Annotated in this window: 10 protein-coding genes; 6 read left to right on the forward strand and 4 right to left on the reverse strand. The window is 35.3% G+C overall.

Going from position 1 to position 12187, the window contains the following annotated elements; all coding sequences use genetic code 11:
* Nucleotides 1-94: 94 nt before the first annotated feature.
* Complete coding sequence (locus DM447_RS09635; protein ID WP_112182712.1) at nucleotides 95-1285, forward strand: MFS transporter; 1191 nt, start codon at nucleotides 95-97, stop codon at nucleotides 1283-1285.
* 16 nt (nucleotides 1286-1301) lie between these two features.
* Nucleotides 1302-1583, forward strand: a complete 282-nt coding sequence (locus DM447_RS09640; RefSeq protein ID WP_112181024.1) for a hypothetical protein — start codon at nucleotides 1302-1304, stop codon at nucleotides 1581-1583.
* Between the two features lie 121 nt (nucleotides 1584-1704).
* Here the strand turns inward: DM447_RS09640 and DM447_RS09645 are convergent, their stop codons facing one another.
* Together DM447_RS09645 and msrA are read right to left on the reverse strand one after the other, a co-directional pair.
* Complete coding sequence (locus DM447_RS09645) at nucleotides 1705-2361, reverse strand: YitT family protein (protein WP_112181025.1); 657 nt, start codon at nucleotides 2359-2361, stop codon at nucleotides 1705-1707.
* 184 nt (nucleotides 2362-2545) lie between these two features.
* Nucleotides 2546-3073, reverse strand: coding sequence for a peptide-methionine (S)-S-oxide reductase MsrA (gene msrA, locus DM447_RS09650; protein WP_112181026.1), 528 nt, complete (start codon nucleotides 3071-3073; stop codon nucleotides 2546-2548).
* 118 nt (nucleotides 3074-3191) lie between these two features.
* Between msrA and DM447_RS09655 the strand changes: the two genes are divergently transcribed.
* On the forward strand, nucleotides 3192-3332 hold the full coding sequence (locus tag DM447_RS09655) for a small, acid-soluble spore protein L (protein WP_369974615.1): 141 nt from the start codon (nucleotides 3192-3194) through the stop codon (nucleotides 3330-3332).
* A 14-nt stretch (nucleotides 3333-3346) separates the two neighbouring features.
* Here DM447_RS09655 and gltC read toward each other — a convergent pair whose 3' ends face one another.
* Entirely contained in the window at nucleotides 3347-4240 is an 894-nt protein-coding gene (gene gltC, locus DM447_RS09660; RefSeq protein WP_112181027.1) for a glutamate biosynthesis transcriptional regulator GltC, read from the reverse strand.
* Nucleotides 4241-4366: 126 nt separating this feature from the next.
* Between gltC and gltB the strand changes: the two genes are divergently transcribed.
* Together gltB and DM447_RS09670 are read left to right on the forward strand one after the other, a co-directional pair.
* On the forward strand, nucleotides 4367-8929 hold the full coding sequence (gltB, locus tag DM447_RS09665) for a glutamate synthase large subunit (protein WP_112181028.1): 4563 nt from the start codon (nucleotides 4367-4369) through the stop codon (nucleotides 8927-8929).
* 15 nt (nucleotides 8930-8944) lie between these two features.
* Nucleotides 8945-10441, forward strand: coding sequence for a glutamate synthase subunit beta (locus DM447_RS09670; protein WP_112181029.1), 1497 nt, complete (start codon nucleotides 8945-8947; stop codon nucleotides 10439-10441).
* 53 nt (nucleotides 10442-10494) lie between these two features.
* Here DM447_RS09670 and DM447_RS09675 read toward each other — a convergent pair whose 3' ends face one another.
* Entirely contained in the window at nucleotides 10495-10899 is a 405-nt protein-coding gene (locus DM447_RS09675) for a hypothetical protein (protein ID WP_112181030.1), read from the reverse strand.
* A 200-nt stretch (nucleotides 10900-11099) separates the two neighbouring features.
* On the opposite strand from DM447_RS09675, the gene DM447_RS09680 reads away from it, so the two are divergent.
* Nucleotides 11100-12176: a branched-chain amino acid aminotransferase gene (locus tag DM447_RS09680; RefSeq protein WP_112181031.1), complete on the forward strand. Its 1077-nt coding sequence runs from the start codon at nucleotides 11100-11102 to the stop codon at nucleotides 12174-12176.
* Nucleotides 12177-12187 lie beyond the last annotated feature (11 nt).

Genomic DNA, 12187 nt, shown 5'->3' on the forward strand with positions numbered 1-12187 from the left:
GTAGTATTACGACAGGCTAAATAGAGAGGAGCTTAAGTAATTGGCTAAATCGAATAAGTTAGTGATAGTAGCAATAAGCTCCATTCCATTAATTATGACACTTGGTAACTCAATGTTAATTCCAATTTTACCAAAAATGCAAGAGGAATTAGGTTTAAGTTCATTTCAAGTTAGCCTAACAATAACAATATTTTCTGTAACAGCCGCTATTTTCATTCCCATATTAGGTTATTTTTCCGATCGATTCTCCCGTAAAGCTATAATTGTTCCTTCTTTAATATTATATGGGTTAGGTGGTCTATTAGCGGGTGCTGCGGCAGCATGGTTTAGCGGTAGTGCTTTCATTTGGATTCTGATCGGAAGAGCAATGCAAGGGATAGGAGCTGCTGGAACGACACCGATAGCAATGGCTCTAACAGGCGACTTGTTTAAAGGCAATGAGCAAAGTAGAGTTTTAGGCTTAGTTGAAGCATCAAATGGACTTGGAAAAGTCTTGTCACCAATAGTGGGATCATTATTAGCTATATTAGTTTGGTATGCTCCTTTTTGGGGATTTCCGATCTTTTGTATTGTATCGGTCTTGCTAACCGCTATTTTTATTAAAGAAACAAAGAAAAAACAAGCTCCACCGACAATCGGTAATTATATAAAGGGATTATTTTCCGTTTTCAAAAAGGATGGTAGATGGCTATTTACATCTTATTTAGCAGGTGCAACTTGTTTGTTTACCTTATTTGGAATTCTCTTTTATATATCGGATATTCTAGAAACGAAGCATAATATTGATGGTGTTCTTAAAGGAGCAATATTAGCTATTCCATTGCTATTTATGATGACTACATCTTATATTACGGGTAGTAAAATAGGGAAAAATCTAAAAGTAATGAAACGTTTAATAATCTTTGGTTTATTATTCATGACGATTTCGTTTGCTACATTAACATTGGTTAAAAATTTAATCCCCTTTTTTTCTATACTTATTATAAGTAGTATTGGAACTGGCCTGGTTCTTCCTTGTTTAAATAGTTTAATTACTGGTTCAGTTGGTAAAGCGAGAAGAGGGTTTGTAACATCGCTTTATGGCTCGGTTCGATTTCTCGGAGTAGCGGCAGGACCACCAATATACGGTTGGTTAATGGGCATATCTAGAACGTGGATGTTTTTAAGTACCGCTAGTTTAACATTTATTGTTGCTTTTCTTTGTTTAATTTTCATTCATGTAAAGAATGCTACTAAAGATAAAAATTCTGAGTCATTGTTTCAAAAAGTGCACATAACAGAATAAAAAAGGAGTGCTTAGCATGCAAATATATTTCACACCAGAACTTTTAAAGGAAGATGCACAAGTATTAAATATTGTAGATGATAAAAAGAACGCAGTTGGTTATATGGCTTTTTTGATTGAGGAAAAGAAAATGTACATTTATGGTTTACTTGAATCAGAAGGTGTTGAAGAGGATTTCAAGGACTTAATTGAACCTTATATACAAGGACTTACTAAGTTAAAGCCTGACCTTGAAGTATTATCATATTTATCTGTTGGTGGGAAAAAGATAGAAATAGAACGAGAAGGAGAAGAATAATAAAAGTATTTAAATATAGGTAAATATCATATCCTAGCTAACTTTTATGACAGTTAGGATATATTTTATAATAGGAATATTTATGTTTTCCCTTAAATTAATAAGCTTAAAGTGAACAAAATTATTTTTTTCGCCAACTTAAAATTGGAGTGATACTTGGTATTGTTTTTAAATTATAAACAACATTAATGATTCCTGTAGAGATAAACTGTACAAATATGGCTTGGAATACAATAATAAAGTGGATAATTGATCCTGTTACAATAAAGATCAGCCCATTAAATAAAAGAAGTGTTGTTCCAGGAGAAAAGTCTCGATACGTAGCAAAAATTAAAGCAATGACACCAATACCTCCATTTGATACCTGTTGTCTCAAAAGAATCCCAATTCCTATACCTAACATACAGGAGCCTAATAGTAAATCAGCCCATATATTAGAATAATGTAAAAATATATCCGCACTAAATATTTGAACGGTTATAGATGTAATGATGATACCAAATATAGTTCCTGCTGTACTAGTATTTCCTAACCAATAAATAGCTAAAATGATTAATGAAAAGTTAACAAACCAAAGTGCAAAACTAATTGGTATGTTAAACCAATAATTTAATAGAACAGCAATACCTGCTGCACCTCCAGAGGGAATGGAGTGGGGGAATAGAAATATAGCCATCGCAATTCCTTGAATAAATGCTCCACAAGAAATAATTACATAATGAATTATATGATCTTTAAAATGTATTTCAGATGATTCACTGTTGCTTCTATTTACCATTATGTATAGGCCTTCTTTCTATTAAATACTTTTTTAAAAAGTACACTGTCTTTTTGATAGTATGTTTTGCTTGTCCTAATATAGTATTATTAAAAGGCTGAAATATGTGAATATAGATGTATATTAAATAAAAACAAAAAAGAGGCCAGAACAAGTTTTACCTTGTTCTGGCCCCTTAAATATATTATTTCCAGTTTTCTTCAATGAAATTGTCTCTTCCGGATTTAGCGCGATCTTCTAGGTATTCTTTTTCGTTCTTTTTATAAAAGTCTTGATGGTAACTTTCTGCAGTATAGAAGGATTTAGCTGGTAAAATTTCAGTTGCAATTGTTTTTTTGAACTTCCCACTAGTATTTAATTTTTCTTTTGAAGCTTCTGCTATTTTTTTTTGTTCACTATTGTGATAAAAGATTGCCGTTCGATATTGTGGTCCCCGATCGTGAAATTGTCCTTCAGGATCTGTTGGATCAATTTGTGGCCAATAAAGATCAACAATTTGTTGGTAATCAATCAAGGTAGGATCATAAGTTATTTGAACTGCTTCATAGTGACCAGTTTCTCCACCTTTAACATCTTCGTAACTAGGATTTTCTAGTGCGCCTCCGGTATAGCCTGAAATGACTTGATGAACACCATCCCATTGATCAAAAGGCTTTACCATACACCAGAAACATCCACCAGCAAAAGTTGCTATTTCTTGTCTATCTGTCATTCTAATTCCCCCAGTAAAAATCATGTGTGATCTAAATTTAGCTGATTTAGCTCTGAATGTCCATTATAAAGAATAACAATCATTTTTATAAGCAAAATAATTGTATGGAGGTGATTATTTGAAACGGCAAACTAAGCAAAAAGGTAATAATGGAATGAATTCAGGTATAAATCCACAAGGTTATTCCGAAGATAAGGCAGACCAAGAACCAAAATCACAACTTGAACAAAAAGCTAAACATTCACATACAAAAAGATAATAGTTTCAACCATTTTAATCTAATTTTTTAAAATGGTTAATAACAAATTGATAAAAAACTGTTTCAGAAGGAGCAAGATTACGATGTTTTGGTGTTATAATTCCAACTGTTCTGCACAATTGTGGATTACTTATTGCAATTTTAGATGTGAATGTAGTGTTCACTTCACTAAAAGCACTTTCCGGTAGGAGAGTAATCCCCATACCAGCAGCAACAAGTCCTTTGATAGCATCAAGATCTTCTCCTTCTGAAGTTACATTAGGTTCGAAACCTGCTTCTTTACAACCATCAATTGCCAATTTCTCGAAGATATATCCTTTTGGAAATAACACAAACGGGTCCTGTTTTAATTCTGTTAAATAAATACTTTTTCGATTTGCCATCGGATGATCTTTTGGAACTAAGGCATATAAATCCTCAGAAAACAAAATATCCCCTGTTATATCAGGATCATTAGTAGGTACTGGTCCAAGAAAAGCCACATCAATCTCTCTGCTTTTAACTGATTCTATCAGAAAATTATAAGACCCCTGACGAAGCTGAAAGGTAATCTTAGGATGTCTCTTTTTAAACACTGCTAACACATTAGGTAATAAATTACTTGCTAAACTTGTAGGGAATCCAATTTTAATCGAACCTCGTTCTGGATCGATATATTCATCCACCTGCTTTTTAGCATGGTCAATTGCTTTCATAGCTATTTTAGTGTGATGAAGAAAGGTTCTCCCGATTGGGGTTAGTTTAACATTACGACCTGTTCGATCAAAAAGTTGTACCGTTAATTCCGCCTCTAAATTAGCAATCTGTCTACTTATTGCAGATTGAGCAATGTGTAAGTGGAGGGCTGCTTCTGACACATGTTCTCTTTCAGCAACTTCCATAAAATAACGTAATTGGCGTAATTCCATTTGATTCCTCCTAACATATATCAAAATCAGATCGTTCTTATCTATATTATATATTGTTTGGATTGATAAATAAACCTACAATAGAAATAGACACTTTAAAAGAATTCGTAAATGGGGGCGAAAGATTTGAGTTATAGTAAAATGCCTGAAGCGCAAGGTTTATATCGTCCTGAGTTTGAACATGACGCATGTGGAATTGGGTTGTATGCGCACATTAAGGGAATGCGCACACATGAGATTGTCCAAAAAGGATTACAAATGTTATGCCAGTTAGACCACCGTGGTGGACAAGGTAGTGATCCTGACACAGGTGATGGCGCTGGGTTAATGGTACAAATACCAGATAATTATTTTCGAAAGGTTTGTGATTTCACTTTACCTGAAGAAGGTCGTTATGGTGTTGGGATGGTATTCTTCTCTAAAGATGATCAAGAAAGACAACACATTGAAACCAAAATTAATGAATTAATTGAACAAGAGGGTCAACTGTTGTTGGGTTGGAGAAGTGCACCAACAGATGTCAGAAAAATCGGAATAAATGCGCAAGATACAGCACCTGTTGTAAGACAAGTTTTTATAGGTGCAGCTTCAACAATTACTGATGATTTGGCTTTTGAACGTAAATTATTTATCATTCGCAAACAAGCGGAAAATTGGGCGAAAGAACAAGCGTACCGATTTTATTTTGCGAGTCTTTCAAATAGAACGATTGTATATAAAGGCCTGCTTACACCAAGTCAGGTAGATCAGTTTTATCTAGAGTTACAGGATGAAGATTTTGTTTCTGCATTCTCACTTGTACACTCACGTTTTAGTACAAATACGTTTCCAAGTTGGGAACGCGCGCATCCAAACCGTTATTTAATTCACAATGGTGAAATCAACACAATGCGTGGCAATATGAATTGGATGCGAGCACGTGAACAACAATTTGTTTCGGAAGCATTTGGTGATGATTTAGATAAATTATTACCGATATTGAATGCAGAGGGTAGTGATTCTTCTGTATTAGATAACGCATTAGAGTTTTTTACGTTAGCTGGACGAAAGCCTGCACATGCTGCAATGATGCTGATTCCAGAACCATGGAAAAAGAATCCACACATGCCTGCTGATAAGCGTGCATTTTATGAGTACCACAGTTGTTTAATGGAACAATGGGATGGTCCAACATCGATCACATTTACTAACGGTAAACAAATTGGTGCAATTTTAGACCGTAATGGTTTGAGACCTGCCCGTTACTATGTAACAAAAGATGATTATATTGTTTATTCATCAGAGGTTGGCGTAATTGACATTCCAGAAGAAAACGTTCTATATAAAGATAGATTAAGTCCTGGGAAAATGCTTTTAATTGATTTAGAAGAGGGACGTATTATTGCAGATGAAGAAATTAAAAATGAAATAGTAAGCGAACAGCCATATCAAAAATGGTTAGATGATAATCTTGTTACATTAAGTGGTGAATTGGTTGAGAAAGACGATAAACCAATTGATCAGTTAACTATACGCCAGAAAGCTTTTGGTTATACAACAGAAGATATTGAAAAGTATCTATTACCGATAATTACAGAAGGAAAAGATCCGATTGGTGCAATGGGTACGGATACACCACTTGCAGTTCTATCTAATCGTGCACAATCACTATTTAATTACTTTAAACAGTTATTTGCGCAGGTAACGAATCCGCCAATTGATGCATATCGGGAGCAAATTGTAACTTCAACGATGACGTTATTAGGGCCTGAAGGAAACATACTAGAGCCAACTGAAGCAAATAGCCATCGTATTCAATTGGAAACACCTGTATTGTCGAATAGTCAGCTAACGCAATTTAAAAATAATGTGTATCCAGATTTTAAGAGTAAGGTGATTGACTCATTATTTACAGATGATTTGCAAACTGGATTAGAGGCAGTTTTTGCAAAAGCAGACCAGGCTATTAAAGATGGCGTAAATATATTGATTCTATCAGACCGAAATATGGATGAAAAAAATATTGCAATACCTATTTTACTAGCAGCAAGTGGCTTACATCAGCATCTAGTTAGACAAGGTAGTAGAACAAAAACGAGTTTACTAGTTGAGTCTGGAGAAACTAGAGAAGTACATCATTTTGCAGCATTAATTGGTTTTGGTGTTGATGCGATAACACCATATTTAGCTTATGAAACGTACCGAAATGAAATTGCTAATGATAATCTAGCTGTTACGTACGAGGATGCAGTCGGCGGTTATATTAATAACGTAACTGAAGGCGTTATTAAAGTTATGTCTAAAATGGGGATATCTACTGTCCAAAGTTATCGTGGAGCTCAGATTTTTGAAGCGTTAGGTATTAGTAATAAAGTCATTGATCAACATTTTACTGGAACTGCATCACAAATTGATGGAATTGGTTTAGATACAATTGCTGAAGAAGCAAAAATCCGTCATCAAAATGGGTATGGTAAAGCAGTTGATGATACATTAGAGCCAGGTAGTGATTTTCAGTGGAGACAAACAGGTGAACATCACGCGTATAACCCGACAACGATTCATAAACTTCAATGGGCAACAAGACGTGGAGATTATCAATTGTTTAAGGAATTCTCTAAAGCAGCTGACGAGGAGCGTTTAGGTTTCTTGCGTAATCTGCTTACGTTTAAAACCGAAAATTCAATTTCTATCGATGAAGTTGAGTCAGTCGACTCTATTGTGAAACGCTTTAAAACTGGTGCCATGTCATTTGGTTCGATTAGTCAAGAAGCACATGAGTCTTTAGCTATTGCAATGAACCGTTTAGGTGGTAAGAGCAATAGTGGTGAAGGTGGCGAGGATGCAAACCGTTATATTGTTGATGAAAACGGAGACTTCCGTCGAAGTGCAATAAAGCAAATTGCTTCAGGTCGTTTTGGCGCAAAAAGTCACTATATGGTGAATGCTGATGAATTACAAATCAAAATGGCACAAGGTGCAAAACCTGGAGAAGGCGGGCAATTACCTGGTAAGAAAGTTTACCCATGGGTTGCAAATGTACGTGGTTCTACCCCAGGTGTTGATTTAATATCACCTCCACCACATCATGATATTTATTCGATTGAAGATTTAGCACAACTAATTCATGATTTAAAAAATGGAAATCGTGATGCTCGTATTAGTGTTAAACTTGTATCTCGTGCTGGTGTCGGTACAATTGCTGCTGGTGTAGCAAAAGGAAGCGCAGATGTTATATCAGTAGTTGGCTATGATGGTGGCACTGGTGCGTCTCCTAAAACAAGTATTAAGCATGCTGGATTACCTTGGGAGATTGGATTATCAGAAGCACATCAAACATTGATTTTAAATGGCTTACGTGAACGTATTGTTCTAGAAACAGATGGAAAATTATTAACTGGTAAAGATGTAGTAATGGCAGCGTTACTTGGTGCAGAAGAATATGGCTTTGCAACAGCACCTTTAGTTGTATTAGGTTGTGTTATGATGCGTGTTTGTCATATGGACACTTGCCCAGTTGGTGTTGCGACACAGAACCCAGAATTACGTAAAAAGTTCACTGGTGACCCAGATCATGTAGTAAACTTCATGCGATTCATTGCTGAAGAAGTGCGTGAAATCATGGCAACACTTGGGTTTAAAACTGTCAATGAAATGATTGGCCGTACTGATGTCCTAGAGATTAGTGAGCGTGCAAAAACACATTGGAAAGCAAAATATTTAGATTTATCTAGATTGCTTTATCAACCGAAAAATACTGGTAGTGCACGTTATAATAAAACAAAACAAGACCATAAAATTGATAAATCATTAGATATTACGAATATACTACCAGTTGTTCAAACTGCTATAGATACAGGCAAGAAAGTAAATGTTTCTTTCCCTATTAGAAATATTAATCGAGTAGCTGGAACAATAGTCGGTAGTGAGATTTCTAAAATGTATGGAGAAGAAGGTTTGCCTGACGACACGATAACGATTAACTTTACCGGTTCTGCTGGTCAAAGCTTTGGTGCATTTGTGCCAAGAGGTATGACACTTAATTTAACAGGTGATGCAAATGACTATGTTGGTAAAGGTTTATCTGGTGGAAAGCTTACAGTACGTGTACCAAAAGAATCTAGTATTACAGCAAGCCAAAATGTAATTGCTGGTAATGTTTGTTTCTATGGTGCAACAAGTGGCGAAGCATATATTAATGGCTATGCTGGTGAACGTTTTGCTGTTCGTAATAGTGGAGCAACAATTGTAGTTGAAGGTATCGGGGACCATGGTTGTGAATATATGACAGGTGGTAAAGTTGTTATTCTCGGTGAAGTAGGTAAGAACTTCGGCGCAGGTATGTCTGGTGGTATTGCGTATGTATTAGCTGATGATAAAGAGAAATTCGAACAATTAAGTAATATGGAATTAATAGAATTTGAAACACTTCAATCAGAAGAAGAGATTGATAACCTAAAAACAATTATTAATGACCAATATCTTTATACTAACAGCAGTCGAGCAAAAGAAGTATTAGATGATTGGGAAAATAGTGTACAGAAGTTTGTCAAAGTAATTCCAAAAGACTATAAATTAATGCTACAAACTATCCAATCTTATGTAGAATCAGGCGAATCAGATGACGATGCTAAGATGAGTGCATTTCTAGCTAAAAAGGAAAACCGTATTGTCTTAAATGACGAACGCAAAAAAATGATCGTTCAGTAGAAAGGAGATATGAATATGGGTAAAGCAACAGGTTTTATGGAAATAGAACGGGAAGAAGCAGTTGATCGTGATCCTGTAGAACGTGTAAAGGATTGGAAAGAATATTCTGCTCCTTTCACTGATGAGGTCGCTGAAAGACAAGGGGAAAGATGTATGGATTGTGGTACACCTTTCTGTCATATCGGTATGGAAGTTGGTAATGCTACATCCGGTTGTCCGGTTTATAATTTAATACCTGAATGGAATGATTTAGTTTATAAAGGCAAATGGAAAGATGCATTAGATCGCTTATTAAAAACAAATAACTTTCCTGAATTCACTGGGCGCGTTTGTCCAGCCCCATGTGAGGGGTCTTGTACAGTTGCAATTTCAGAGCCTGCAATTGCAATCAAAAATATCGAGCAAGCTATTATTGACAAAGGGTTTGAAAAGGGTTGGATTAAGCCTCGAATACCAGAAGAACGTACAGGTAAAACAGTTGCAATTATTGGTTCAGGACCTGCGGGAATGGCAGCAGCAGATCAATTAAATCAAGCTGGTCATTCTGTAACAATGTATGAACGTGCTGATCGTGCCGGTGGATTATTAATGTATGGTATTCCAAATATGAAGCTAGAAAAAGACGTTGTAACACGAAGAATTAAATTACTAGAACAAGAAGGGGTAGAGATTGTTCTAAATACAGAAGTCGGTAAAGATATAACTGCCGATGAATTAAAAGAACAATATGATTCCGTTATTGTATGTACAGGTGCACAAAAACCGCGTGACCTAATTGTTGAAGGTCGTGAATCAAGCGGTATTCATTTAGCAATGGATTATTTAACTACTGCTACTAAAAAGGTATTGGATGATAAAACAGTAGTCCCAGCTACTTTAAATGCAGCAGATAAAGATGTTATTGTTATTGGGGGCGGTGATACGGGTGCTGATTGTGTAGCAACAGCACTACGTCAAGGTGCAAAATCAATTGCACAATTTGGCATTAACCCAGCTCTACCATTAAAACGTACATCAGATAATATGTGGCCAGAATATCCACAGGTATTCAGTTTAGAATATGCGCATAAAGAAGCAAAAGAAGCATTTGGCGAAGATATTCGTGAGTACTCTGTTTTAACTAAGAAAGCTGTTACAGATGAAAATGGTCAATTGAAAGAATTACACACAGTAGAAATGATTAAAACAAGAGATGAGAATGGTATGTTCGTTTACCAGGAAACACCTGGTACTGAAAAAGTTTGGCCTGCGGAATTAGTTGTTATCGCAATCGGTTTTGAAGGTCCAGAACAACCATTATTAAAACAATTTGGCATTGAAACAAATAGAAACAAGATTGATGCTACTTATGGTGAATTCGATACAAATATCGAAGGTGTATTTGCTGCTGGAGATTCTAGAAGAGGGCCGAGTTTGATTGTGTGGGCAATTAATGAAGGTCGTGAAGTTGCTTATGCAGTAGACAACTATTTAATGGGGGCGACAAGCTTACCAACTGTATTGGCTGTATAAAATTAAAAAAGATCACTGTGAACCCTTATAAAGGCCTTCACAGTGAGCTTTTTTTAATGTTTTCTCTTTTTATACCATTTTGTTATGAGATAAGCAATGATTGCAAGAGACGCATAGACAAAAAAGAAAACCAGAAATCCCCATAGACCTATTACAGCATCTGCAAACTCCATATTACCTCTATTAGTGATAGCTTGTTGTATTTCTATAGCAAAAACAAGCACAATCATTAGCGTAAATGTATAAACAAATGAAAATATAGACGTACTCCATTTAAATGCAGCTAGAAGTTTAAAAAAGAAATAAACAAAAAAGTAAGCGAAAATTCCAATAAATCCTATAATCCAAAAATGTAACTGTTTATCCGTTAAAGAAAAGCCTAATTCTCGAAAAAGTACAATTAAAATATCGTGGCCTGTATTTACTATTTCGGCTAACCACGTAATTATTTCACGCATTAATTCACCTCTTCACTAATTGAACTGTAAAAAATGCTTAGTATGATCATATCATATTAAGCATCAGATGAGCTTATTTTTAAAGTTTAGAAAATAGTTTGAATATTTTTAATACAAATAGGTTGTCTAAATTGATCATTTAGTAATAAAATAGAGTTTATACTATTAGATTTAGAATATATTGCAGGGGGACTAGAAATATGACACAACAATCGATATCTATTACTAAAACAACAATACATAAAGAGAAGCCCGTATCTGATCAATTAGAATTTGGCCGCGTATTTACGGATTATATGTTTATTGTAGATTATCAAGAAGGCAAAGGTTGGTATGATCCAAGAATTGTGCCATACCAACCAGTTTCGTTAGATCCAGCATCTATGGTATTTCATTATGGTCAAACTGTATTTGAAGGACTTAAAGCTTATTTAACAGATAAAGGCGAGGTTAACTTATTTAGACCAGAGAAGAATATGGAAAGATTAAATCGATCAAATGAACGTATGTGCATTCCAGCAATTGACAAAGAATTAACACTTGAAGCGATTAAACAATTAGTAAGTCTTGAAAAAGACTGGGTTCCAAACGCACCAGGTACTTCGTTATATATTCGTCCTTTCGTTATTTCAACAGAACCTTACCTAGGTGTTGCACCATCAAAAACATATAAACTAATGATTATTTTATCACCAGTAGGCGCTTATTATAAAGAAGGTATTAATCCAATCAAAATCGCAGTAGAAAGTGAATTTGTTCGTGCTGTAAAAGGTGGAACAGGTGAGGCAAAGACAGCAGGTAATTATGCGTCTAGCTTAAAGGCACAGGAAATTGTTGCTAGTAAAGGCTATGCACAAGTGCTTTGGTTAGATGGTCTAGAAAAGAACTACATTGAAGAAGTTGGTAGTATGAATGTGTTTTTTAAAATTGCCGGAGAAGTTGTTACACCAGCCTTAAATGGTAGTATATTAGAAGGTGTAACAAGAAATTCTGTTCTGGAGTTATTAAAGCATTGGAATATTCCCGTATCTGAACGTAAAATTTCAATGGACCAAATCTATCAAGCTTATCAAGCTGGAACTTTAGAAGAAGCTTTTGGAGCAGGTACCGCAGCAGTTATTTCACCAATTGGTGAATTAGCTTGGCAAGGGGAAAGTCTAAAGATAAATAATGGCGTGACGGGTGATGTTTCCAAACGCTTATACGATACATTAACAGGTATTCAATACGGAAGAGAAGAAGATCCATTTAATTGGATTAGTAAATTAAACGAGTAAAAGCACCCACT

It is taken from the genome of Paraliobacillus zengyii, assembly GCF_003268595.1.
Taxonomy (GTDB): domain Bacteria; phylum Bacillota; class Bacilli; order Bacillales; family Amphibacillaceae; genus Paraliobacillus_A; species Paraliobacillus_A zengyii.

What these genes read in the sequence shown, in the direction of transcription:
- DM447_RS09645 (WP_112181025.1), bottom strand. Translation starts at nt 2,361, where the DNA reads ATGGTAAATAGAAGCAACAGTGAATCATCTGAAATACATTTTAAAGAT.
- msrA (WP_112181026.1), bottom strand. Translation starts at nt 3,073, where the DNA reads ATGACAGATAGACAAGAAATAGCAACTTTTGCTGGTGGATGTTTCTGG.
- DM447_RS09675 (WP_112181030.1), bottom strand. Translation starts at nt 10,899, where the DNA reads ATGCGTGAAATAATTACGTGGTTAGCCGAAATAGTAAATACAGGCCAC.
- gltC (WP_112181027.1), bottom strand. Translation starts at nt 4,240, where the DNA reads ATGGAATTACGCCAATTACGTTATTTTATGGAAGTTGCTGAAAGAGAA.
- DM447_RS09670 (WP_112181029.1), top strand. Translation starts at nt 8,945, where the DNA reads ATGGGTAAAGCAACAGGTTTTATGGAAATAGAACGGGAAGAAGCAGTT.
- DM447_RS09635 (WP_112182712.1), top strand. Translation starts at nt 95, where the DNA reads ATGACACTTGGTAACTCAATGTTAATTCCAATTTTACCAAAAATGCAA.
- DM447_RS09640 (WP_112181024.1), top strand. Translation starts at nt 1,302, where the DNA reads ATGCAAATATATTTCACACCAGAACTTTTAAAGGAAGATGCACAAGTA.
- DM447_RS09680 (WP_112181031.1), top strand. Translation starts at nt 11,100, where the DNA reads ATGACACAACAATCGATATCTATTACTAAAACAACAATACATAAAGAG.